This window comes from Pseudomonas sp. Hz4, assembly GCF_054898165.1.
The window spans coordinates 3,170,851-3,195,279 of record NZ_CM142719.1; the positions used below are offsets into that span (position 1 = coordinate 3,170,851).

General features: G+C 58.4%; 20 protein-coding genes and 2 pseudogenes. 7 read left to right on the plus strand and 15 right to left on the minus strand.

Annotated features, from left to right (window positions below; translation table 11 throughout):
* Positions 1 to 156 precede the first annotated feature (156 nt).
* Positions 157 to 1,154: pseudogene (locus ACYZTR_RS14375) on the minus strand (IS3 family transposase); the annotation flags it as partial.
* Here ACYZTR_RS14375 and ACYZTR_RS14380 point away from each other — a divergent pair.
* Together ACYZTR_RS14380 and ACYZTR_RS14385 are read left to right on the plus strand one after the other, a co-directional pair.
* The gene (locus ACYZTR_RS14380) at positions 1,075 to 2,058 is read left to right on the plus strand and encodes a dihydrodipicolinate synthase family protein (RefSeq protein WP_461971852.1); all 984 of its coding nucleotides are present in this window, start codon (positions 1,075 to 1,077) and stop codon (positions 2,056 to 2,058) included. The pseudogene ACYZTR_RS14375 and the gene ACYZTR_RS14380 overlap by 80 nt on opposite strands.
* A 182-nt stretch (positions 2,059 to 2,240) precedes the next feature.
* Positions 2,241 to 2,606 carry a recombinase family protein gene (locus tag ACYZTR_RS14385; protein WP_461979733.1) on the plus strand — a complete coding sequence of 122 codons (366 nt, stop codon included), beginning with the start codon at positions 2,241 to 2,243 and terminating at the stop codon, positions 2,604 to 2,606.
* On the opposite strand, the gene ACYZTR_RS14390 is transcribed toward ACYZTR_RS14385, so the two are convergent.
* From ACYZTR_RS14390 to ACYZTR_RS14400, 3 genes and pseudogenes are all read right to left on the minus strand, one after another.
* Positions 2,603 to 3,736, minus strand: a complete 1,134-nt coding sequence (locus ACYZTR_RS14390) for an aminotransferase class V-fold PLP-dependent enzyme (RefSeq protein ID WP_461971854.1) — start codon at positions 3,734 to 3,736, stop codon at positions 2,603 to 2,605. The genes ACYZTR_RS14385 and ACYZTR_RS14390 overlap by 4 nt on opposite strands.
* A gap of 294 nt (positions 3,737 to 4,030) precedes the next feature.
* Positions 4,031 to 4,174, minus strand: a pseudogene (locus ACYZTR_RS14395) (tetratricopeptide repeat protein); the annotation flags it as partial.
* A 136-nt stretch (positions 4,175 to 4,310) separates the two neighbouring features.
* Positions 4,311 to 4,589 carry a hypothetical protein gene (locus ACYZTR_RS14400; RefSeq protein ID WP_461971855.1) on the minus strand — a complete coding sequence of 93 codons (279 nt, stop codon included), beginning with the start codon at positions 4,587 to 4,589 and terminating at the stop codon, positions 4,311 to 4,313.
* 250 nt (positions 4,590 to 4,839) lie between these two features.
* On the opposite strand from ACYZTR_RS14400, the gene ACYZTR_RS14405 reads away from it, so the two are divergent.
* Complete coding sequence (locus ACYZTR_RS14405; RefSeq protein ID WP_461979735.1) at positions 4,840 to 5,604, plus strand: tetratricopeptide repeat protein; 765 nt, start codon at positions 4,840 to 4,842, stop codon at positions 5,602 to 5,604.
* A gap of 163 nt (positions 5,605 to 5,767) precedes the next feature.
* Here the strand turns inward: ACYZTR_RS14405 and ACYZTR_RS14410 are convergent, their stop codons facing one another.
* From ACYZTR_RS14410 to ACYZTR_RS14420, 3 genes are all read right to left on the minus strand, one after another.
* Positions 5,768 to 7,129, minus strand: coding sequence for an outer membrane beta-barrel protein (locus ACYZTR_RS14410; RefSeq protein WP_461971857.1), 1,362 nt, complete (start codon positions 7,127 to 7,129; stop codon positions 5,768 to 5,770).
* Positions 7,130 to 7,186: 57 nt separating this feature from the next.
* Entirely contained in the window at positions 7,187 to 8,521 is a 1,335-nt protein-coding gene (locus ACYZTR_RS14415; RefSeq protein ID WP_461971859.1) for an MFS transporter, read from the minus strand.
* Between the two features lie 96 nt (positions 8,522 to 8,617).
* Positions 8,618 to 9,193 (minus strand): nuclear transport factor 2 family protein, encoded by a 576-nt coding sequence (locus tag ACYZTR_RS14420; protein WP_461971860.1) that lies wholly within the window; start codon positions 9,191 to 9,193, stop codon positions 8,618 to 8,620.
* Positions 9,194 to 9,306: 113 nt separating this feature from the next.
* Between ACYZTR_RS14420 and ACYZTR_RS14425 the strand changes: the two genes are divergently transcribed.
* Complete coding sequence (locus ACYZTR_RS14425; RefSeq protein ID WP_461971862.1) at positions 9,307 to 10,206, plus strand: LysR substrate-binding domain-containing protein; 900 nt, start codon at positions 9,307 to 9,309, stop codon at positions 10,204 to 10,206.
* A 4-nt stretch (positions 10,207 to 10,210) separates the two neighbouring features.
* On the opposite strand, the gene ACYZTR_RS14430 is transcribed toward ACYZTR_RS14425, so the two are convergent.
* From ACYZTR_RS14430 to ACYZTR_RS14460, 7 genes are all read right to left on the minus strand, one after another.
* A complete protein-coding gene (locus ACYZTR_RS14430) occupies positions 10,211 to 10,984 on the minus strand; it encodes an ABC transporter ATP-binding protein (protein WP_461971864.1) in 774 nt (257 codons plus the stop codon).
* Positions 10,985 to 11,021: 37 nt separating this feature from the next.
* Positions 11,022 to 12,632: a methyl-accepting chemotaxis protein gene (locus ACYZTR_RS14435; protein ID WP_461979737.1), complete on the minus strand. Its 1,611-nt coding sequence runs from the start codon at positions 12,630 to 12,632 to the stop codon at positions 11,022 to 11,024.
* Positions 12,633 to 12,849: 217 nt separating this feature from the next.
* Positions 12,850 to 14,106: an MFS transporter gene (locus ACYZTR_RS14440; protein WP_461971866.1), complete on the minus strand. Its 1,257-nt coding sequence runs from the start codon at positions 14,104 to 14,106 to the stop codon at positions 12,850 to 12,852.
* A 60-nt stretch (positions 14,107 to 14,166) separates the two neighbouring features.
* Positions 14,167 to 15,528 (minus strand): outer membrane beta-barrel protein, encoded by a 1,362-nt coding sequence (locus ACYZTR_RS14445; RefSeq protein WP_461971868.1) that lies wholly within the window; start codon positions 15,526 to 15,528, stop codon positions 14,167 to 14,169.
* Positions 15,529 to 15,596: 68 nt separating this feature from the next.
* Entirely contained in the window at positions 15,597 to 17,216 is a 1,620-nt protein-coding gene (gene mhpA, locus ACYZTR_RS14450; RefSeq protein WP_461971870.1) for a bifunctional 3-(3-hydroxy-phenyl)propionate/3-hydroxycinnamic acid hydroxylase MhpA, read from the minus strand.
* Positions 17,217 to 17,320: 104 nt separating this feature from the next.
* Positions 17,321 to 18,241 (minus strand): VOC family protein, encoded by a 921-nt coding sequence (locus ACYZTR_RS14455; protein WP_461971872.1) that lies wholly within the window; start codon positions 18,239 to 18,241, stop codon positions 17,321 to 17,323.
* Between the two features lie 79 nt (positions 18,242 to 18,320).
* On the minus strand, positions 18,321 to 19,154 hold the full coding sequence (locus ACYZTR_RS14460) for a fumarylacetoacetate hydrolase family protein (protein WP_461971874.1): 834 nt from the start codon (positions 19,152 to 19,154) through the stop codon (positions 18,321 to 18,323).
* 173 nt (positions 19,155 to 19,327) lie between these two features.
* Here ACYZTR_RS14460 and ACYZTR_RS14465 point away from each other — a divergent pair, with 173 nt between their 5' ends.
* Positions 19,328 to 20,029, plus strand: a complete 702-nt coding sequence (locus tag ACYZTR_RS14465; RefSeq protein WP_461971876.1) for a GntR family transcriptional regulator — start codon at positions 19,328 to 19,330, stop codon at positions 20,027 to 20,029.
* 145 nt (positions 20,030 to 20,174) lie between these two features.
* Here the strand turns inward: ACYZTR_RS14465 and ACYZTR_RS14470 are convergent, their stop codons facing one another.
* Positions 20,175 to 21,158, minus strand: a complete 984-nt coding sequence (locus tag ACYZTR_RS14470; protein ID WP_461971878.1) for an IS30 family transposase — start codon at positions 21,156 to 21,158, stop codon at positions 20,175 to 20,177.
* A gap of 335 nt (positions 21,159 to 21,493) precedes the next feature.
* Between ACYZTR_RS14470 and ACYZTR_RS14475 the strand changes: the two genes are divergently transcribed.
* Together ACYZTR_RS14475 and ACYZTR_RS14480 are read left to right on the plus strand one after the other, a co-directional pair.
* The gene (locus ACYZTR_RS14475) at positions 21,494 to 22,789 is read left to right on the plus strand and encodes an MFS transporter (protein ID WP_461971879.1); all 1,296 of its coding nucleotides are present in this window, start codon (positions 21,494 to 21,496) and stop codon (positions 22,787 to 22,789) included.
* A 126-nt stretch (positions 22,790 to 22,915) separates the two neighbouring features.
* A complete protein-coding gene (locus ACYZTR_RS14480; protein WP_461971881.1) occupies positions 22,916 to 24,385 on the plus strand; it encodes a carbohydrate porin in 1,470 nt (489 codons plus the stop codon).
* Positions 24,386 to 24,429 lie beyond the last annotated feature (44 nt).

Genomic DNA, 24,429 nt, shown 5'->3' on the forward strand with positions numbered 1-24,429 from the left:
GTCCAGATATTGAACGGCGAGGCTTTTGGGGTTTTGTAACGCCAGGTCACCGCGAAAGGGATTGGCTATGGCCTCTTCGACATACACATATCAAATGTCCCCGGGCATCCTCCGCTGCCGTGCCATAGGCCCTGAGTGATCGGTCGAGAATAATCAAACTGGTTGCATAAGCATCTGCCGAGCAAACAGGCGCGTCTGTTCGGCGGTGTAGGCCGAGCCGTTATCGCTTAGCCACTGTACCGGCGTGGCGGGCAGTTGATCGCCGAAACGCTTCTCCACGCTTTCCAGCATCAAGTCGCGGATATCATCGCCGCTGTACCCGGTTGGACTTGCGACCCAGCCGATGGCCTCACGATCGCAGCAGTCCAGGGCGAAGGTCACGCTCAGTTTGGCGCCGTCCTCGCAACGGAACTCAAAGCCGTCCGAGCATCAACGCGTATCGCTGGTTTCCACCGCAATACGCCCTTCGTGCCGACGCGGCACCCCAGGCTGTTTGATCCGGCGCTCAAGTAGCAAGTTGTGATCACGCATGACCCTGTACGCCCGCCTGACGTTGATCGCCGGCAGCGACTGGATTTCACGTTCCCGACGCAGTAATCCCCAGACACGACGGTAGCCATAGCTGGGCAACTCGCTGACCTGTTGCTGGATCTCAACCACCAACTCAGCGTCGTCCACAGGTCTGCTTCGCCGTACTTTGGGCGATACCGATTGTTTGATTCGAACCGTTAATTGCGAGCGCGCTACACCGAGACATTTGCTGACCAGCTTCACTGGTCGTCCCCCGGCAACAAGGGTGAGTGCGCAATCCATTTTCGCGACCGGGCGATCTCCACGGCCTCTTTGAGGATTTCTGCTTCCATCGTTTTCTTGCCCAGCATCCGTTGCAGTTCACGGATTTGCTTGAGCGCATCGCTCAGTTCCGAGGCAGGCACCACGGCCTCGCCAGCACTGACCGCCGACAGGCTGCCGTCCTGATACAGCTTGCGCCACAGGAACAGCTGGTTGGCATTGATGCCGTTGCGCCGAGCCACCACCGAAACGCTTTGCCCTGGCTCAAGACTCTCGCGAACCATGGCCAGTTTTTGCTCTGGGCTCCAGCGGCGCCGCCGCTCCTGGCCCAAAAGCTCCCCACTCTCGTTGCTGTTAGTCATAAACATAACCGTTTGCCTATCCCTTATCGTAAGGGGGAAACGGTGTCCTGTCTTTCACGGGGCTCGTTCACTGATCAACTTCTATCAAACTTGCGGCTGCAACGGCCTGACCGTGCTTGGGCAGCTGGGTGAGGCTTCCAAACTGGAAGCTGCTGAATCCCTGCAAGTTGCTAGTCGGGCGATTGCAGTCGCCGGCGCCCTACCGGTTATCGTTGGCGTGTCCGCGCCCGGTTTTGCCGCAATGCGCGCGCTGGCCCATGAGGTGATGGACCGGGGCGCTGCAGGCGTGATGATCGCGCCGCCCAACACCCTCCGCACCGACGACCTGATTGTTGGCTATTACACCCAGGCGGTGGAGGCGATCGGTGCCGACATACCGTTTGTGCTTCAGGACTACCCCCTCACCTTCTCGGTACAGATGTCGCACAATGTGATCCGGCGCATCGTCAACGAGCTACCGTCCTGCGTGATGCTCAAGCATGAAGACTGGCCAGGCCTGGAGAAAATTTCCGCCTTGCGCCGCTTCGAGCGCGAGGGCTCGATGCGGCGCATTTCCATACTGGTGGGGAACAACGGGCTGTTTCTAGACTACGAGCTGAGCCGGGGCGCCAACGGCGCCAACACCGGTTATGCCTTCCCGGACATGCTGTGTGATGTGGTGCGACTCGTTGCAACCGGTGAGCGCGAGCAAGCCCATGACCTGTTCGATGCGCACTTGCCGTTGCTGCGTTACGAGCAACAACCCGGCGTCGGCCTGGCGGTACGCAAGTACGTACTGATGAGGCGCGGCCTGTTGACCAGCGTGGCCCAGCGGCGCCCGGCCAGTGTATTGGCCACAGCCAGCCAGCAGGAGGTCGATCATTTGCTGCGGCGCTTAGCGCGGCATGATGGGCGCGCCGCATAGTTGATTGAAATAGAAACGCGCTGGCCTTCATCAGAGGGCCAGCGCGTCCTTTCAGGCGATGATCGGCCCGGATTGGCCGCGTGCCTGAAGGCCCTGCGTGAAGGCGATACTCTGGTTATTGAAAGCGCGACCGACTCGGACGTAGCCTTCGCCAACTAATTAACACCGTCCACGACCTTACTATAGGAGTGGAGGTGCTCACCGGCCACGGTGCAGCCATCGACACTACTACTGCGGCGGGAAAGCTGGTGTTCGGGATCTTCGCGGCACTGGCAGAGTTCGAGTGGGAGTTGATTTCCGAGCGTATGGTCGCCGGGCTCGTCTCGGCACGTGCTCGCGGCAGAAAAGGGGGGCGCCCGTTCAAGATGACCGCTGCCAAACTACCCTTGGCGATGGCGGCCATGGGGCAGCCGGAAACCAAGGCGTCGGATTTGTGTGAAGAGCTGGGTATCACCCGTCAGACGCTCACCGACATGTCTCGCCCAGGGCAGGATGCCTTCCTAAAATTCACAAGTTCGGTATGTGCTGCGGGCAAGATGAGGGCTTAGTTAACCATCACCTCGTCCAGTGCCTGCTCGAGGGTGCTGACCGTGCGCTCGATATTGTGCAGCTTTTCGAGTCCGAACAGACCGATGCGGAAGGTCTGGAAGTCGGCCGGCTCGTCGCATTGCAACGGCACTCCGGCGGCGATCTGTAGGCCGTGGTCGGCAAATTTCTTACCGCTCTTGATGTCGGCATCATCGGTGTAGCTCACCACTACGCCAGGGGCCTGAAAGCCGGCTGCGGCCACGCTTTTGATGCCTTTGCCGGCCAACATTGCGCGCACCCGATCGCCCAGAGCCTGTTGTTCGCCGCGGACCTTGTCGAAACCGTAGGCTTGCGTCTCTTTCATCACTTCGTTAAATCGCGCGAGGGAATCGCTGGGCATGGTCGCATGGTAGGCATGTCCGCCCTGTTCGTAGGCCTGCATGATCTGAAGCCACTTTTTCAGGTCGCAGGCGAAGCTGCTGCTATGCGTCTGTTCGATGCGCTCGAGGGCCAAAGAACTGAGCATCACCAAGGCGCAGCAAGGGGAGGCGCTCCATCCTTTCTGCGGTGCGCTGATCAGCAGGTCGACTGCGCATTTCTGCATATCAACCCAAAGCGTGCCTGAGGCGATGCAGTCCAGCACGAACAGGCCACCCACCGCATGCACGGCGTCGCCGACGGCCCGCAGGTACTCGTCGGGCAGGATAATCCCTGATGAGGTTTCAACGTGGGGGGCGAAGACAATCTGCGGCTTCTGCGCCTGAATGGCTGCCAGCACTTCGTCCAGAGGGGGTGGGGCGTAGGCAGCCTGGCGACCAGTGTCGACCGGTCGGGCTTTCAGCACCGTGGTGGCCGCCGGGATGTTGCCCATCTCAAGGATCTGGCTCCAGCGATAACTGAACCAGCCGTTGCGTATCACCAGGCATTGCTGGTCGGTGGCAAACTGTCGCGCCACCGCTTCCATGCCGAATGTGCCGCTGCCCGGGACCACCGCAACAGCCTGGGCGTTGTAGACCTGTTTCAGGGTCCTGGAAATGTTCTTCATCACGCCTTGAAATGACTGCGACATGTGGTTGAGCGAGCGGTCGGTGTAGACCACTGAGTACTCGACCAGCCCCTCGGGATCGATATTGGGATATAGCTTTGACATGGGGTGACTCCTTTGGCAGAGATCTCAGTGGTATCGACCCTGCCCTAAGCCTTGGCAAATGACAAGATTGCTCGGGATTGAATTGCGACTTCTGTCGAGCGGCTGGCATCATCAGGTCGATTACTGGACGTAGCAATGCTCGCAGGTGGCTGCTGAGTTGTGGGAGGGTGGGCCTTAAAGGTTCCTACCTTTTTACGTTCGGTCGATAACGACCCGTTACGAAGGGCAGCAGCCGACCCAAAGCAACCTTAGGCGATTGGCAGAATGCAGCCGACTCTGTTGAAAAGGGTAGTCTCAGCCGCGAATCAGGATTGCCCCCGGAGGTACTTGCCATTCCAACTTCTGACAACTGCCTGGCGGCGGTTGGTGTCCTGCTGGTCGGTCGGGATACCAGATGCGGCATTCGCCAGGTGGTGGCAGGTGTCCGGCCGGTACGTCATACCCATGATGGGGATACGGATCATAGTCGCCGTACCCATAAGCCACGCAGCCGGCACACAGCAAGAGACCGACGCTGGCCGAAAGCAGGCGAGTGACACGGTAAAGCGCCCTTTGGTCCAAGCCCCCAATTGAATTATTCACGATAGGCTTTCTCCCGCTCTCGATAGAACTCCGCTCTATTCTTGGCATCTTCCCGCTCCATTTCCTCGAAATGCTTGCGCTCTTCGCGATCCATCTCCTCATGGAACTTCCCGTGTTCACTGTCCGCCTCCATGTCAGCCTTGTCCATTTCCCGGTGGTGTTCCCAGTAACGCTTATTCGCCTCCCGAATGTCTTTGTCCGGGTCATCAGCGAAAGCACCCACTGAGGTGAAGCAGAGCAAGGCGAGTGCGAAAACGGGAGCTTTTTCCATGGTGATTGTGTCTCTGGTAAGGATGGACGCAGGCCGCGCTATCCGCGGCTTCCAGTAGACAACAAGAATCGCAAGCTGCTGCGCGGGGTATCATTACTTGGGGCGTTCCTGCGGGAACTTCAGGGTACTGGTCAGGTCAATAGAAGCCCCTTCATCCGTAATGATGGGACAGTGAACCACCCCCAGCCGATCAGCGCTGGAGGCCTGTTTTACGACAGTGCCGTCTATGATCAACCGAGTCTGTCCCCTGATGCCAACCAAGAGTTTGCTGCCAGGTCTCATCCTGACGTTCTGCGCAGCCGCATCGCTTTGCTCGGTGGCTGCCGAGCGAAGAGCCTCCCCGCAAAGTAACAACGCATCAACCACCCTAATTGAATCCGCCTCGCAGCAGTATGCAGATGGCCAGTTGGACCAAGCCGCTGCTACGCTGGAGCGTGCGCTGCATATCCAGCCGAACAATCCCGCGACGCTGCACTACCTCGGTGTGTTGCGTCTTCAGCAGGGACAGTACCAGCAGGCTGAAGCGCTGGCGGCGCGCTCCAACATGCGGGTTGGTCGCAACGTCGAGTTACGCAACCGCAACTTCCAATTGATCCAGGCGGCGCAGCAGGCCCTGGCTTCGAGTACCCTACCCAACGCCGAACAGGATCGGGTTACGGTACAGAAGGGGCTGAAAGAGGAAGCCGGAAGGCGCCGCGAAGCAGAGATGGCGGTCTTTGAGCAATCCATTCCGGACACTGGGCGCGACGCTGGAAACTTCGCTAGCGCAGAGGCAGATCGGGTTTCGGATGCACCAACGGCTGGCAGAGCCGGGCCCGAAGGAAAATTGCTAAGGTCAAATGTCGAGCCAGAGCGGGCGTACGCTGAGGTAGAGATTCCCCGCGGCCATATGCCGCCTCCGGGCAAATGCCGTATTTGGTTCCCTGATCGTCCGCCGTGGCATCAGCCTGCACCCGGCAAATGCAAGAAGCTGCGATATCGTGTTCCCTCAGGGGCCTACCTGGTGCGAGGTTGAGTTTCTGAGTGTCCGCTCCTGGCCGGTTGCTGCCTGTCGGGAAGGGCTGCAAACGACCCAAAGCGGACGTTGCTGAACATCTGCCGATTGTCTTAGGACGACGCCTCAAGCCACTGCATCGAAATATCTATTCGCCGATCCTACGAGGGTCGCGTTGGCAACCTTAGAAATACAACAGTGCTTCCACGGTTCCGGTCAGTTGGTTTCGAGCGTCACCCTGGCCGAAAGGACGCGCGTCATCGCGACCGTCGAACCAGTCGTAGCGCAGTTCCGGGCGCAGTGTCAGGTATTTGTTGAAGTCATACCGCAGCCCCGTGGTCAGCGCATTGAAGGCGCCGCGAGCGGTGGAAGAGGGGAACAGAATGTAGCCGTCCGGGTCGTCGAAATGCTCGGCTCGTACGGAAAACGACAAGTCCTTGCGTTGCTGGTACGTCAACACGACGTTGGCCCCCCACCAGTGTGCGCCATCGAAACCGGGGCCGGTAACGATGTCCACGGTCGACGCGTTGCCATCGCCCGATTGACGGCCGTAGACCATTTCACCGCCCATCGACCACTGTTCGTTGAATTTGTGCCAGCCATTGAGCGAGTGCTGCTGCTTGAACTGACCGTCAGCGGAGATCAGGCGGCCGCGGGGCGTTTGTATGTCGTTGCGACTGTCGTTTTGTGAATCGCCGACGAGAAACTCATAGTCGATCCAGGTGGTCATGTCGGACGTGCGCCAGCGCAGTGCGCCAAGCAGCGACTGGCTGTCGTTGTTGTCGCGCAAGTTGCCTTGACCCTGGATCACGCCGACCTCCGCACCGAGCAACATGTTGGAGTTGTTGACCAGGCGTTTGCCTAGCAGGAAGCCGGAGACCGCGCCGGACTCGGTCATGAAGGCGTAGGAACGACTGGCAAACGGGTTGCGTGCCGCACGCACGTTGGGTGGGATTTCGTAACCCAGCGCCGGGCCAAAAATGCCGACGATCGCGGTAAAGCCGCCGGCATATGGCAGGTAAGCCGTGGCGGCGATGTTAGGTACGGCGAGGAAGTTCTGTTTGTCGCGCCGGGCCTTGTCCGGATCGTCGTCACCTGGAGAGTTGATGCCCCAGTGCATGTCCCAACCGTAGGTGCGGGCTTGTTGAGCATTGCGTCCATAGGCGGTTTCGAAGGTGAAACCGAACGAAGCTTCAGTGGGCGCCGGACCGGGCAACGGCGTGACGCGCGGGATGAAGTTGGCCTTCAGAGCCTTGTCGGCAAACAGGTGAAGGGTCGCGAGCTCAAAGCCCTCATCGCCGAATCCGGCGACGGGCGTGCTGGTCTGCCCTGACTTGCGATCATCATGGGACGAGTTGTTATTATGCGAATAACCGGCGTCGAGCAGACCGGATACCTTGATCCCGTAGTCGCGCTCCAGCGAGTCATCGAAAATGCTGCGAAATACAGTGCCTTCGCCGACATCGGCCGGTTGGCCTGCCAGGCAATGACCCGTTGCGAGGGCGAACAGAACCGCACCGAACGATTTGACGTTGATGTTCTTCATGGGGTTTCTCTTGTTTTTATCGGGATGCGGCTATTCGCTGGCCGCGGTGCGGGACACTCAGTTGGTGACTGGCACAGCCGTCGTCCGATTCAGGCGCCAGAAGCCGATGACGCCGATGGCGGTGATACTGGCGGGAATGGCGGCGGCCACCAGCAGGTCACTCGTCGACCATTGCAGAGACAGGAGCAGGGCGCCGATGAACGGGCCGCAGATGCCTCCCAAGCGTCCCAGTCCCAAGGTCCAGCCCGTGCCGGTGGCGCGCAGTGCCGTCGGGTAAAAAGTAGCGGTCATGGCGTTCAGTGCCGCTTGGCCGCCGAGGATGCCGAAACCGGCGACGGCAATGCTCAGGTAGGCCAGATTGATCGATGCATAAAAATGGCTGAACAGGACGATGGCCGCGGCAGAGACAATGAATGTGGGGACGAGCACGGCGCCGAAGCCGCGTCGGTCGACAAACCAGCCCAAGAGCCAGCCGCCCGCCAGGCCACCCAGCCACATGGACGTGCCCGCCAGTACCGCCTGCGAAGGTGAATGGCCCGCGCCACTCATCAGCACCGGCGTCCACGATGCGAGGAAATACACGCAGAGCATGTTCATGAAGTTGATCAGCCAAAGCAGCAAAGTGCCGGGCAGCCTGCCATCGGCAAACAAGTGAGCGAGTGACAGGCCTTTTTTGCGCGGTTCACCGATCACCAGGGTCGTTTGTTCGCTGATTTGAAGGCCGGGCTCTATACGGGTCAGGATGGCCCTGACGCGGTCGAGTTGGCGTCCGCGCAGAACGCACCACTGCAGTGATTCGGGGAGTGCAAAAAACATCAGCAAACCGAGGCACAAAGGGGCGATGGCGCCCAAATAAAACACCGCTTGCCAGCCGTATATAGGAATCAGCGCGGCAGCAATGGCGCCGCCGACCAGTCCGCCGACGACCATCCCCGACGAGACCAGCGTCAACAGCATCACACGGTTGTGCCGGGGGGCATATTCCGTCACCAGGGTCGCGACGTTGGGCACGATGGCACCCATGGCGATGCCGGTAAAAAAGCGCAGTGCGAGCAAACCGTCCACCGTAGTGGCCTTGGCGGTGAAGTACATCAGGATGGCCATGACCAGGGAGGCGGCCACCAGTACTGGCCGGCGACCGACACGGTCGGCCACCGAGCCCAGGGCGAGTGAGCCGATCAACATGCCGAGCATGCTGATGCTAAATACCGGGCCCAGGTTGGCTTTCGCGATGCCCCATTCGGCGATGAGGCTTGGGGCGGCGTAAGCCATGGCTTGAATGTCGAAGCCATCGACGACCATGCACAGGAAGCATTGGACGAGTACAAGCATCTGAAAGGCGCCCAAGCGACTCCTTTCGACGATCGCGCAGATGTCGAGTTGATTGTTCACGAGCGAATACCTCTGTTGTAGTTATTTTCGGTAAGTGTTGGACGCACGATCAAAGCGGTGGCCGGGTATTGAAAGTCTCTTTTGCGCGGTGATTAATCAGGCCGCGAGCCAGCTGCTGGCCTCGGCGCGCATAGCCTGCTCCAGCTCGCTGCCACGGGTGGCGAAAACCCGTTCAAGCGCGAAGCCACTTTTATCCAACAGGTAGGCCAGCGGCGCGTATTCCCGTGGGTAGCGCGCCACGGTTTCACGATCTATCTCGACCACGCCCTGGGGGAACGTAAAGCTGCCCATGTCGTAGATGCTCTGACGCTTGACCAGCTTCCAGGCGCCCTGGCGTTTCTCGACCAGGTCATAGAAGCGGTTGTGAACGCTGCAACCCAGGTTCAGCCGGACGTTATCGGCAACGATCACCGCGTTGGTTTCCACCACCGCCTTGTTGCCATTGAAACTGACCACGGGTGTGCCGATCAGGTGTTTGGTGCGCAAGTCGGATTTGCCCATGCGCTTGGAGCCTTCGACGAATTCGGCGAACGGACCTTCAAACCAGGTGATTTCAATAACCCCGTCCGGGTGCGCGAGGTTGGCCAGTTGCTCCCATTGACCCAGGTCGCGGTGCATCCATCCGGTAATCAGATCGGTGATTTGAAGTCTGTCTTCCAGGTAACTCTGCATGATTGTTCTCGGCAGGGGGTGTGTTGTTGAATTCAGCATCTGCTGCTGGACAGATAACTTCAAATAGATTGATATGAATGATCGATCATTAAATCTGATGGAGTTGGATGCTCATGGATCTGCGTCATTTGCGGTATTTCCTCGCGGTTGCCGAGGAAGGTCATTTCGGCCGGGCAGCCCAGCGTTTGCACATTGTCCAATCGGCGCTGAGCATGCAGATCCGCGCCCTGGAAGAGGAACTCGGCGGCCCGCTGTTCCTGCGCACCAGTCGTCGCGTCGAGCTCACCGAAGCCGGGATTCTTCTGCGTGCTGAAGCGCAGCGCACCCTTGACCAGGCCGCGCATGCCCAGCGTGTAGTGCAGCGTTCCTTGCGGGGCGAGATGGGCACGGTGCGTATTGGCTTCGCCGGCAATGCGGTATTCAGTGGACGGTTGATGGCCGACGTCCGCGCTTTTCGCGCGGCTTACCCGGATGCTGAAGTCATCCTGCGCGAGCTGGCGCCGCAGTTGCAGGTCGAGGCCATTCAAAACGGCCAATTGGACTTGGGTTACGCGCCCAGTCATGGCGGTCAGGCCCACGATAGCGAGCTATTGTTTGAGCGAATCGGCACTTGGCCGCTGGTCGTTGCATTGCCCGAGGACCATCCCCTGGCGCACCAGAGAACCTTGCGCGTGCCGATGCTCGGCGCCGAGTCGCTGATCATTTACGCCGCGCATGGCGCCGATGAATACATGCTGGCTGGGCTGCGAAAGGCGCTGGGACGCGAGCCCAAGGTTCAACGTACCACCAGCACCTTGAGCGTGCTGGCGTTGGTGGCGGCCGGTATGGGTGTCGCGATGGTGCCGGCGCCCTTGATGCAGGTCACGATTCCGGGCCTGACCTATCGTCCATTCGACGATGTGGAACCGCACACCGACTTGCTGCTCATCAGCCGCGTCAAGGAAATCGGCGGTGCAGTGCGGGCGTTCCTGAGGGTTGCCCATCAAGGTGGCGTGGCGTCTGCGGCGCACTGAAACCTCAATCGTGCCAGCAGCGATACCAGCCGTTTTTTTCGCTGATGTGCAACGGGGTCTGATAGAGGTCCGAAAGATGTGCGCTGGTCAAGAGATCGGATTTTGGACCGTCGGCAATGATCCGCCCCTCCCTGATCAACACCACGCGATCGATTTCCGGAATGATCTCGTCAACGTGGTGGGTGGTAATGATCAAAGAACGGCCCTCACTGCAAAAACTGCGCAGCAGCGTGAGCATGGCCAGGCTCGCCCCCATGTCCAGGCCATTGGCCGGTTCATCGAAAATCAACGCCTCGGGATGATGCACCAGCGCTCGGGCCAGCAACAGGCGTCTTTTCTGGCCGGTGGAAAGGCGTTGGAACATGCAGGATTCATCCTGCGAAACCCCCAGTCTGGTCATCATTGCGCGAGCCTGCTCAAGCTGCAGCTCCGTCAGTTGCAGGTGCTCATGACGGCCAATGGCGCCGAAAAAACCGGAAACCACAACGTCCAGTGCGCTGGTGTAGGGCGTGTAATCCTCTTGCAGGTCCTGCGACACGAAGCCGATCCTGTCCCGCAGTTGCCACAGGTGTAGGGTCTCGCTGCCAAACAGCTTCAGATAGCTGCCTGGCTGGGCAACCGGGTAGAGTTCCCGGTTTATCAATTTCAGCAGAGTGCTTTTACCCGCGCCATTGGGGCCGAGGATCGCCACACGCTCCTGCGGTCCGATTTTCAAGGACAACTGGTCGAGTACTCGGGTCTGTTGCTGATACGCCGTGACTTGATGGAATTCGATCATCTGAAAAACCTTGCAGAAAAATGCAGAAATAGCCGGGCTAGATGCGGAATCTGTCGATGTGCCCGCGCAGCCCTGCGGCCAGCAGCGACAACTCTTCGCTAGTCGAGTGAATCTGTACAGCGCTGGCCGAAGTTTGTACGGACAGATCCCGAATATTGACCAGGCTCCTGTCTATTTCCCGGGAAGCCAGAGCCTGTTGTTCTGAAGCACTGGCGATGACCACGTTCATTTGACTGATCGTCTCCACCGCAACGGTCACTTCCTGCAAGGCTGAATCCGCTTCCCGGGCAATGCCCAGTGTCGAGTGGACGCGTTCGGTACTACGTTGCATGGACGCCAGCGCGTGTGTCGCTACGCTACGCACCGAGCTGACCATGAGCTCGATTTCCTCTGTCGATTGCTGCGTCCTGAACGCCAGCGCCCGAACTTCCTCTGCGACGACGGCGAACCCGCGACCCGCTTCGCCAGCCCGGGCGGCTTCAATGGCGGCGTTGAGTGCCAACAGGTTGGTCTGCTCGGCAATTGACCGTATCACTTCAAGCGCCCGGTTGATCCCGGACACACTGCGTGCAAGCTCCTGGACACGATCCGCGGTCATCGAGATGCCCTCTGTCAACATCGAGAGCGACTCGAGGGTCTCCATGACTCGTGATTTTCCGGTTTGCGCCGCCGCATCGGTGGTTCGTGAAGCAAGGGCCGTCGCCGATGCGTGTCTCGCCACTTCATCAACGGCTGCCGTCATTTCATTGACTGCCGTGGCGGCCTGTTCTATTTTCTTGTTCTGCTCCTGAAGTCCGCTGGTCGTTGTCGCGATCACGCCATGAAATTGCTGCGAAGACAGCGCCAGTTGGGTGGACGAGCCGGTTATGCGCAAAACAGTGTCGTGAAGGTGAACCTGCATGGTCTTCAATGCCTTTAGCAATAAGGCCGGTTCGTCGTTCCCCGTATCGTTGATGACGGATGTCAGGTCGCCGCGTGCAATATTCTGCGCGACCTTGAGAGCGTCGAGCAGTGGCTGGTTGATACTTCGGGTGTAGAACGTCGCCAGCATTACCGTCAACAGCGCGGCGAGGGCAATTGCCGCGATGACTCCCGTCACCACGCGTTGGCGGGTTTGTTGTTCAAGCTCGGCCACCTGTTGGTATTGCTGCAGATAAAAATCCAGCAATTGACTGGAGCGTGCGCCCAGCTCCATGGCGAATTTGTCGATAGGGCCATTGAGAATATCAGTGGCTGCCTGGCGCTGACCTTCGCCGGCCAGCCGGATGACCTCGAGCTGTTCATGACGGAACGCTGTTGAAGCGTCCAGGTAACGTTGAAAAATCTCCTGCTCCGACGGTCGCCGAAGATGCGCGGTAAACGCATTTTGCTGCTGGCGAACATTTTCGAGTACTTGCATCAGCGAATTCTGATTGGCTGATAGGGCCGCCGGGTCCCGCAGGACGACCATGCGGAAGGTCATGATCCCGGCTCGATCCTCTGCATTATTCAATGCTGCCAACCGGATGATTCCAGGAACCCAGACCTCTCTGATCGCGTCGGACTGCACACTCATCTGCTTGACCATACTCAACGAGAACAACCCGAGCAGCAGAACGACCAGGCCAAACAGGCCAAAGCCAAAAATCGAGCGCGGTGCCAATTTCATTTTTCTGAAAAACAACGGATTTTCCTCAAAGAAGGAACGATTCGGCGCCAGCTTGTGGCCGGCGCCGTTGTTTCAATGAAACGCTTTAGGGATGGTTCAGTGCCGAGTGATCGTGGCACTCGGCACTGGCTGCACACCTTGTGCATGACGGGGCGTGTCGCTGCATGCAGACACGCCCATTCCGACATCCTGTCGCTCTCCGGGAGGAGTGAATGTGTTAAACGCTGTCAATGCCCTGGGCGGCAGGTACAGAAGTTCTTGCGGGCGCCGTTTCGCGCAAACAGGTCGCGACCAGTAACCCGACCAGCACAGCGCCGAGTGCCAGGTACATAGTGTTTTCGATGCCGTGATGCTGGGCGATATACCCCGCGATGGCGGGCGCTACGCCGCCACCAAAAATCTCACCGATGCCCACCACCAGACCGGTGGCGGTGGAGGTCAGTGCTGCTGGAACGGATTCGCTGGTGAGCGGCCCGACGGTCATGCAGATCATGCTGAAGTTGAAAAAGATCGTCAGGAACAGCAGCGCGAACAATTTCACCGGTTCAGCGCCCGTGCCCATCAGCAGCCATAGAAAAGCCCCTGTCGCCACGAACGAGATGAGCACCACCGGTTTGCGGCCGATACGGTCCGACACCGCCGGCATGATCAACTGCCCGAGAAAACCACCGAGGCCGATCGCCGACATCACAAAGCCCATCTGCTGCACTTGCAGGTGTAAATAGTCCATCAGGTAATTGGGCATCATCACGCTGATGACGAACAGGCACGTGAGCATGCAAAACATGCCGACGATGTTCAGCCACACATTGCGAAAGCGTAGGGCATCCAGCCAGCCCGGGTGATCGGAGGCGGTGCGGCTTTCGACCTTTTGCGGGGTCACGGCGCGGGTTTCCCGCAGGTAGCGGTACATCGCCAGGGCCAACAGGAAGCCCGGCAACGACACAATCACAAAGACCCAGCGCCAGGACGGCACCACCAGCAGTAATTGAGTGGCGAGAATCGGCGCGAGGCCCAGACCCAGGATCGGGAAGAACGCCTGCTGAATCCCAATGTTCATGCCCCGTCGGCGAGGATGCGAGGACTCCGCCGTGGCCGCCAGCGCTGTCGGGGTAAACGCACCTTCGGAGATGCCCATGATCGCGCGGATCAGCATCAACCCGCCGATGCCGGTCGCCAGACCGGAAAGCCCCGCGAGCAACGAGAACACCAGCACGGCCGGGATCAGTACTTTGCGGCGCCCGATTCGATCGGACAGTCGCCCCATGAAAATCGAAGAAATGCCCCAGGCCAGCCCCAGGACGGCGGTCACATTGCCGAGGTCCTGGTAGTCCAGGCCGAGGTCTTTCATCATCACCGGGAACAGCGGCAGGATGATGAACCGATCCAGGCCCACCAGGCCGAAACCCAGTGCCAGCAAGGCCACCGCTTTGAACTCGTAGCGAACATCCCACGCATGCTTATTGTTGTTCATGGTTGTTACTCGGATGGAGTTAATGAAGGCAGCCGCATCAGCAACCCGGCTGCCAGGGGCTTAGAAATAAACCAGTGCTTCGACCAGTCCGGTCAGTTGCGTGCGGTCACGCCCGGCGCCAAATGGGTGATCGTCGGCATTGCCATCGAACACGTCGTAACGCACTTCGGGACGCAGCGAGATGTACTTGTTCAGGTCGTAACGCAGGCCAGCGGTGACGGCGTTGAAGTTGCCGCGGGCGGTGGAAGCGGGCAGCAGGATGAAACCGTCAGGGTCGGCAAAATGCTCGGCGCGTATCGAGTAGGAAAGGTCCGGTCGTTGCTGATAAGTGAGCACGGCATTGGCGCCCCACCAATGCGCGCCATCGAAACCGGGACCGTTGATGATGTCGACGGTGCTGGCTTTGCCGTCGCCGTCCTGATGGCCGTAGACCACTTCGGCGCCCATCGACCAGTTCGAGTCGAAGCGGTGCCAGCCGTTGAGCGAGTGTTGTTGCTTGAACTGGCCGTCTGCCGACACCAGGCGTGACGTCGGCGCCTGCACGTCGCTGAAGCTGTCGTTCTGCTCATCGCCGAGGATGAACTCGTAGTCGATCCAGGTCTGCATATCGGCGGTGCGCCAACGCACGGCCCCCATCAGCGACTTGCTGTCGTTGTTGTCGCGCAGGTTGTTCCAGCCCTGCACTACGCCCAGTTCCACACCGAGAATCCCTGACTCACCGTTGTACAGACGTGTGCCGAGCTGGACGCCGCCGACTGTGCCGGGCTCGCTGACGAAGGCATAGGTCTTGCTGGCAAACGGGTTGCGCGCGGCACGAATGTTCGGTGGGATTTCATAGCCGAGCGCCGGGCCGAAGACGCCGGCCATGGCCGTGATGCCGGAGCCGTAAGGCAAGTAAGCCGTCGCGGCGATATTGGGAATGGCGAGGAATTTCTGTTTGTCACGCTGGGCCTTCGCCAGGTCGTCGTCGCCCGGTGAGTTGACGTCCCAATGCATGTCCCAGCCTTGCGTACGGGCGAATTGCGCATTGCGGCCGTAGTTCATTTCAAAGGTGAAACCGAAGGACGCTTCGGTCGGCGCCGGGCCGGGCAGGGGGGTAATGCGCGGGACCATGTCGCCCTTGAGCGCCTTGTCAACGAACAGATGCAGACCGCCCCATTCCAGGCCTTCGTCGGCGAAACCCACCAGCGGCAGGTTACTCAAGCCATCCTGGCGCTCGTCGTGGGTCGAGCGGTTGTTGCGCGAGTAGCCAACGTCAAACAGACCGGAGACCGTTACCCCATAGTCCTTTTCCAGGGTGTCACCGAACAGGCTGCGAAACAGCGTGCCTTCGCCCGTTTCAGGGGGCTCGGCGGCGTGGGTATTGAGCGTTGCGAAGGCGGCCAGAACCGCACCAAGCGTTTTTACCTTGATGTTGTGCATTGTCTGTCTCTTGTTTTTGTTGTCAGAGTTTTAACGGGCGGGGCGTCCATGCCCCTGGGTGATCGGTGTCAGGCGCGGCAGGCCTTGGGGTCGTTGGCAATGGGCTGTTGACTGGCGTTCTGTTGCAACTGCTGGCGCAGGGAGTTAAGCAACTTCGGTAGTGTCGACAGCTCAGCCACACCGCCGTAGCAGTAGTAGTCAGGGCGCACGACGAGGGCTTTGAGCCCGGCCTCGGCCATGAACTGCAAATACTTGCCGGATACGTCGCGATAGATGCCCTTGGCACTGTCGGCAACGGTGGCCAGTCGCACGACCTTGAGGTCGTACTCGCTGATGAACTGCAGAAGTTGCGCATCGAGCTGCGACAGAGGGTCTTCGTCGCCCCTGACGAGCAAGTGGAAACCGCGGCCGATGAGATCATCGTAACGACCGACCTTACCGCCGATTTCAATCGAGCCGTGTACCCCGAGAATGCCGCGCAATTGACCACCCTCTTGCAAAAGCCCATCGGTCAAACCGGGAAACGGCGGCAGTGGTGCAACATTGCCGCTCAAATACGCAGCGTCACGCTCGGCGGCTTTCACCGGGTCCGACACGCACACCACTTTGCCCATGGCCATCGAGGCTTCGATCACCGCGCGGATCTGCGGTTTGCGCTCCAGGGTGTAGCTGTCCAGCAGGCTGTTGTCGGACAGGCCGCGCAGCAGCAGGTCCAGGCGCCAGGACAGATTCCACGCATCGCGAATGCCCGAGCACATGCCTTGGCCCATGAACGGCGGCATCACGTGGGCCGCGTCGCCGGCCAGCATTACCCGGCCGCTGTGCCAGTTCGAGGCGATGCGCGAACGGAACTGATAGACCGCGTGGCGCACCAGATCGGCGGTGTCCGGCGTGACCCAGCGCGACAGCAGCGACCAGACCTTGTCGGTGTCTTGCAGGTCTTCGATAGTTTCGTGAGGCAGGCGCATGAATTCCCAGCGGCGATAGCCAGGGCCGCCGGGGACCATGGTGGTCGGGCGCTCCGGGTTGCACCATTGGCCGATATCCGGCACGTCCAGTTGCACACCTGGTTTTGGCTGCAGGTCGACCACCAGCCAGTCTTCCTGGAAGCCCAAATCTTGCCATTCAATGCCCAGCGACTGGCGCACAAAACTGTTGGCACCGTCGGCACCGATCACAAAGCGAGCGCGGACGCTTTGCTGCTCTTCGCCCAATGAGAATTTGCCGTCTTGGCGAATCACCCGATTGAGCACCATGTCGCAGCCATTGGCGTCTTGCTTGAGCGCAGTGGCTTCCCAACCTTGATGAATCTGCACGTTGCCGATGCTCTTGGCCTTGCGGTCCAGTGCGGCTTCCAGCGAGGGTTGGTTGAACAGGTAGCCGAACGGCCCGTCGCTGATGGATTCGGCCGACCAGTCGATCTCCACCAGCACTTTCCAGTCGGCATTGAACCACTGGTAGCGCGCCGACGGCTGGGAGATTTTTTCCAGCTCTTCCCCAAGCCCCATGGACAGGAAAATACGACGGATTTCATGATCGTAAAACACTGCGCGAGGCAGTGGATAAAGCGCGGGCCAGCGTTCGAATACGGCGACCGAATAACCCATCTGACCCAACAGAATGGCCAGGGTCTGGCCGACAGGACCGTAACCGGCGATGGCGACATCGACTGTAGTGTGCTGATTCATGACTGTGCCTCGTGTACTGCGCAATGATTTCCGGACGTGGCCGGGCCCGTCGCGCGTTTCAGTGGAATCGCGCGATGCAGGAAGTAAGGTTGGTAGAGGTGGGTTCAGGCCGGTGCCGGAATATCCGCTTCAGTATTGAAAATGAAGTTGTCCGGTACGTTCGGCCCCCACAGGTACAGGGAGTTCTCCGGTGGGAAATCGCCGGCGGGCCATTCGACCCCTTGGTCTATGTAGTCGATGTCTGCCGAGTATTCGCAGAACGAGCCCCACGGGTCCTGCACGTAATGGAAGTAGTTCGAGCCCAAGCAATGACGACCAGTGCCCCAGCCTTTTACGTGCCCGGCAGCCGCCATCTGTGAAGCACCCGCGCCAACTTCGTTGATGTTGTCGACTTCCCACGCCGCGTGGTGCCAGCCTTTGGCACTGCTCTTGGCAAACGCTACTAGATGATGATCACAGCCGTGGGGTGCGTGACTGAAGGCGATAATGTCCAACGATTTGTCGGAAAGCTTCAGGCCCAGCGCTTGTTCGTAAAAGTGCAGGGCACCGATGACGTCCGGCGTGAACAACAGGACATGGGACAGGCGACGAGGACGGATGATGGCCTGATCGTCGCGCGTGGTTGCGCCACGGCTATTGGCCGGGGTGCCGTTGCTAAGATAGGCAGTCTTCTGGTCGGGCATGGTTTTTTCGCCGACCTTGACCTGCAACAGGTTGCCATCCAGGTCGCGGAACCAGATGCCGCCACCAGGATGATCTTCAAGATGCCCGCCAGCGGTTTCGATTTGCTGGCGTAGCGCCGGGAAGTCCTGCTCGTAGCAATTGAAGCTCAGGTAGGCCATCGATTTAGAGGCGGCGGGCAGGATTTTCGCCCACACATGCCCGTCGGCGGCCCGCAGCAGGAGCTGATCCGGTTGACGTTCCACATCGAGGCCGAAGCTTTCAAAGAATTGGCGGGCTTCGTCCAGCGACGGAACGTTCAGTGCGTAGTGATCGATTGAATGCACACCATGGGAAACGCTCATGATTGCCTCCGTTTCTAATTATTGTAATTATTGTTCGCAGGGCTGACGGGCGGCCCTGCGCAAGATCTGATCGGCGTGATCAGGCTTCGTCGACCACCGGGTTGACCAGCTTGCCGATGCCCTCGATGGACACTTCGACTACATCACCGGCCTTCAGGTACACCTTTGGATTCATGCCAAAACCAACGCCTGCCGGGGTGCCGCTGACAATCACGTCGCCGGCTTCCAGAGTCACCGCTTCGCTCAGGGTCGAAATGATGGTAGCCACGTCGAACAGCATGTCGTTGGTGTTGGCCGATTGTACGACCTTGCCGTTGACCCGGGTTTCCAGCAGCAAGCCCTTGCCGCCTGCCGGCAATTCATCGGCGGTGACCAGTACCGGGCCGAATGCACCGGTGTCATCGAAGTTCTTGCCGACGGTCCACTGCGGCGAAATGAACTGGTAATCGCGCACTGAGCCTTCGTTGAACAACGCGTAGCCGGCAACATGGCTCAGCGCATCTTCCTTGCGGATGTGACGGCCGCCGCTTTTCAACACCACGGCCATTTCACCCTCGTAGTCGAGGCTGTCGGATACTCGTGGACGAATCAGCGGTTTGTTGTGGGCGGTCAGGCTGGAGTTCCAGCGCGGGAATAGCGTCGGGTAATCAGGTTGGGCGTACGGCGATTCTTTGGTGTGGTCGGCATAGTTCAAACCCACGCAAACGATCTTGGTCGGACGCGCCATCAGGGGCAGGTAGGCGTCTTCGGCAATCTCGACCAGCGCACCGCTGGCTTCGGCGCCGTGGGTGGTCAGGTCCACACCGCGAGCCAGCAGGGACTCAAGCGTCTCGGCACCTAGAACGCGTACACCTTCGGCAGTAACGAGACCCAGGACAGGTTGACCTTGATTGAGGAAGCGAACGTAGCGCATGACGGTTTCTCTTGTTGGAGTGGAAAGGGCCAGCGTGATGGGCAGCCGACCGCGTAGCCATAAAGCTAGGGCGAAAAATATATATCGTCAATAGAAAAATATATATTTTATCGAATGTGAGAAATTTCGAAGTCTGTGTATGATTCGTGCAGACCGCGTAAAAGGAGTCGAGCTTGAATTCCCCACTGATCACCTGGCAACCCACGGAGCCCGCAGAAAAGCGCACGATGGCCTCTCAACTAGAAGCCAGGATTCGCCAGGACATCATCAATGGCCAACTGGCACCTGGCAGTCGCTTGCGCCTCAAGGAACTGGCCGAAGCTTACGAAGTCGGGGTGATTCCGCTGCGTGAAGCCTTGTCACGCCTGGCTAGCAGCGGCTTTGTCTCGGCAGCGGACCAGAAAGGCTTCAGTGTGGGGCGGATTTCCGCAGCGGAAATCGCTGACATCACCGCCGCCCGCCTGCACATCGAATGCAAAGCCCTGGCCGAGTCCATTCGTCTGGGGAACGTGGAGTGGGAGAGTCGGGTTCTGGCCTCACATCACCGGCTTGATCGCCTCACCATCGTCGAAGGCCCCGAGCGCTTGCTCAAGCCGGAATGGGAAAACGCCCATGAACTCTTCCATCAGGCGCTGATTTCAAGCTGCAATTCCCCAACGCTCCTGCGCTTGTGTACGTCTTTGCGGGATCAGACCGCACGTTATCGATTCTTGTCGATGCACTATCCCGACAGCACCGAGCGTGACGTGCCCAATGAGCACCGCCAACTGATGGATGCTGCGTTGGTCAAAGATATCGACAAGGCTTGCGAGTTACTGGCCAGTCACTATCAGACCACAACCGACTCGGTGCTCAAGCACGCATTGCTCGGATAGCGGTGATGATCTCTCGCTCAAGCTGCGTTGCAATGATTGGTGTGCGGTAGATCACGTAATTAACGCCGAATAAGGGGCATCGAACCTACGTGAGTGACCGGTATTGGCTGTGGATTCAACCGGTCGATGCAACAGATTGGCTAAATCATTCAGCAGGCGTTTCGTAGTTTAGTGTTTTCCGAGGACGGCTATTTAGCTGCCTTGCCACATCATTGAGCCTGGCTTGCGAGTGATCCGCAAGGTCAGTCCCTTTCGGGAAGTACTGCCTTAACAACCCGTTGGTGTTCTCATTCGATCCCCGTTGGCAAGGACGATGAGGATCGCAGAAGTAGACCTTTATGTCGGTAGCCACCGTAAAGCGTTTATGGTCAGCCATCTCTTTGCCGCGATCCCACGTCAGCGATTTGTAGAGTTCTTGGGGTAACTCGCGGGCGTTTTCGATCAGGGCGCTGATGACTGTCTCGCTATCCTTATCGACCAACTTCACCAGCATTACGTAACGGGTATGACGCTCCACAAGAGTGGCAATTTGGCTGTTCCTGCTACCGCACAGCAGGTCACCCTCCCAGTGACCTGGCACCGTCCGATCTTTAACCGTGGCTGGGCGTTCGCGGATCGATACCGCGTCTGTAATTCGACCGTGATTTTCTTTCTTCTGGGTATGATGGCGCGAGCGACGCATGGCTCGCGTTCGCCGTAAATGCTCAAGCAACTCTTTCTTCAGAGCCCCGCGAGCCTGTATGAAGGGGGTGCGATAGATCGTCTCGTGTGACACCCAAGCAGCCTGATCAGCTTGATTAGCTCGGTAGCATCCTTGACCACCGTTGCGTCTGATCTCACGGCTAATGGTCGAGGCTGCTCGCCTTAGCAGTGCAGCTATGGAGCGGACCGAGTTACCCGCCACCACTGCACGCGAAATCTCTTCGTGCTCAGCCAACGTCAGCGCCAATCTGGACCTGCGGCGTACAGCGGGTCTGATACCGCCTGTTTCCGCCAAGATGCGCTGTATCGATGAGTGGTTTCGTTCAAATAGTTGGGCGATCTGCTGGAGAGAGTCGCCTTTCTGCCAGTGATCCCACATCAGTTTTTTCTGGCTTTCGGTGTAATAAATCCGAGGTCTCTGCTTCATCTGCAACACTCCTTCTACCTTTGATACGATCAGCGTCCCCCATTTACGTCAAAGCACAACTCGAAACTAACGTCCTTCGGATCTCAAGCGATGAGCGCCCGCTAGCGCCAACACGGCGAGCGCTTTTGGCCATGTTTTCCAGACATCTGTGAACTCAGCACTGCTGCAGCTGATGCAGGCTTCCCTCCGATCGGGTCGCGCGAGATTGCCCCGGCCGTTTGTGACCGTTTCATTTCTGGATGGTCGCTATTTTTTCATCGCTGCGCTCCGCCCATCCTTTCATTTGCCATTTATCTCAACTGGTGTTGATATAATTTGCGGGTGGACGTAGGCTCGTGGAAAAGCCGGATCAGGTACGTCATCGACCTAAAGCTCCAAACGCGTGCGCTATTACAATAATAAGGACACAAGAGATGAAACGTTGGTCAGTACTTGTTGGATGTTTTCTCGGAATGAGCATTGCGCCGCCCGCCATTCTGCTGATTCCGCTGGGTCTGTTCATGAAGTCGGTGACCTCCGAGTTCGGTTGGTCGCGTACCGATTTTTCCATCATCATTTCCGTCGCTGCCATCTGCAACGCGCTGGTAATGCCACTGGCCGGCTACCTCGTTGATCGCTTCGGCGCACGTCGTGTCGCGCTGATTGGCACAGTGCTGGGATGCGGCAGCTACATGTGCCTGTCGCTCACTCACTCGTTCGGTGCGTTTGTCGCGGTCACGGCGTTGAGCGTGGCGCTGGGCAATCTGGCGAGTTATCCGGCCTTCCTGTTTTTGACGCAACGCTGGTTCGACAAGCGCTTGGGTCTTGCTTTTGCCATTACCTCGTCGGGCCTTGCGGTCGGCACGGGCGGGTTCTCCTATCTCATTTCGCAAAACATCGTACTGCACGGCTGGCGAGAGGCTTTTCTGGTGGCTGGGGCGATCGCCTTGGTCATTGGCCTGATCAATCTCGCAGTGTTTGTTCGTGACAACAAAGGGCCGATTCCCGAGGCTGAACGCCGCGACGAGAAAACTCAACTTGAACAGTCTGGCTTGACGCTGCGGGTTGCCATGGCAACGCGTGACTTCTGGCTGTATTCGCTGGCCTTTGTGCTGGTGCTTTTTGGCGCAGTGGGCGCCAGCTTTCACCTGCCCGCGATGCTGTCGGATTGGGGCGCATCATCTGCCCAGATCGCCGGCATCATTGCTGCTGGCTCTGCCGGTTCGCTATTTGGGCGACTTTTCGGTGGTGCCTTGCTCGATCATCTTCACACTCGAACCGTGGCCGGCATTTTCCTCACCTGTCAGTTGGTGGGTTTCCTGATGTTGTTGGATGGGCTGAATTGGGCGTTGGCTGCCAGCTTTCTGATTGGCGCAACGCAGGGTGCCGAGATCGATATTCTGGGCTATCTGATTGCCCGCCGATTTGGCCGATTGGCCTACGCACGGATCTTTGGCAGCGCCTTTTCGGTGACCCTGCTGGGCGCCATTATCGGCCCCATCGTGCTGGGTATGGTTTTCGACAAAAGCGGCTCTTACACCCTGGGCTTGATGCTGTTTCCGGTACTCCCGGTGCTTGCGTTTGGCATGTTGTGTCTGTCCGAAAAGTCACCCAAAGAACCTCTGCGTCTTATCACTCCCGAAACCGCATAGCGCAGGCTGATAAACGCATCTTGCGAAAACGCAGCTTTGTGAAAAATAACACGGGCACTGTTGCGCCGGCGTTTGACGTCTGCAATGCGCAAATGACGACCGACAACAAAAATAATAGGAAACAGTATGCCGCCCCATCCAGACGGGACGAACCGAATCCGTAAGCATGCACCTGAATTTGTACGGGTCACTTTGGCGGCAGCGTTGGCTATATGGGCAGCTCAGTCGTTTAATGCTCGCGCTGAAACAATGCCGACGACCCAAAATGCAGCCGGGCAGATTGCCCCGGAACTGAAACAACCTGCTGAGCGGCTTGATCAAACGGCTGCGAAAACAGTACTGCCAGACAGCCAACTGCTGGGTCAAATTATCGAGCGTAAAAAGCAGTTCGCGAAAATCGATGCATTGGTTGAGCAAGGCCAACTGACCGAGTTGCCCCCGCCGTCTGAAAGTATCATCGGTGACGCGGGTGGAATTCGCAGTGATCTGGCTAAACACGGCATCGGTTTCAATATTCTGAACATGACCACTTTTTCCAATAACTACCTTGATCACGACCGTCACAACCCACAAGCTTACGGCGGTGAGCGTCCCACTTACTCGTCGAATTTATTGGTCGGGATTACGTACGATCTGGGACAGGTTGGCCTGGAAAATGGCCAGCTTATCTTCGGCGTCGGTAGTTACTACTCCAGTTGGGATGAAGTGAATCCGTCATCGAAGTTCAGCTATTCGCGCATTGCTTACTACCAAAGCCTGTGGGACAAGACCGTTGAATTCAAGATGGGTGTGCTGCCCAATGACCTGGAGTTCATCGGCCCGTTCACTGGCGGCACGCTGGTGGGCGGCACTCAAGGTTTGCAGGCAGTTATCCCATTCCAAGTGGGATTGAGCCACGCGCCCGTTTCCAGCCCCGCGGCGAACGTGACCTTGAACCTCGGTCACTTCTATAACAAGTTCGGTGTACAACGCAGTATCAGTCCTGACGGTATGGGGCCGGAGATCGATCGCCATTTGGGCGAACTCGATCTGCATGTAGATAACGCCGGGGCGCTGTACATCGATGAGCTTGGATATAAACGTGCGTCTACACCGGGTACCCCGTATGCGTGGCTGCGCGCCGGTTATATCCATAACACGTCGGAATATACGCAGTTCCTGAGCAATGAGCGCAGTGACGACAATTGCGCGGGTTATGTGTTGGGTGATTATCAGTTTCACCAGTTCGACAGCGCGATTGCATCCCGTGGACTTTATGCCGGTTTTACCTGGATGTCTGCGCCAGAAGATCGCAACTTGTTTGACCTGTATTACGGGTTTCGTGTGTTCGCAAAAGGGCCATTGGACTCGCGTCCATTCGACATGGTGATGCTGGAGTACGGGTATACCAGCTACAGCGACGACGCCAACAAAAAGCTCGATGCGCTCGATGTGTCAAATGCTGACGATTCAAAGTCGACAACACTCGCCTACAACATGCGGGTAGCCGCCGGCACCTATGTTCGCGCGGGGCTAAGTTACGTCGAAAACCCTGCATTCAGTCCCGATGTGAAAGATGCACTCAATCTGCAAGCCAGCTTCACGCTGTTTTTCTGAACGTCGATTTACAAACGAATCAATTTTGCGCCGGTTTTTACCGG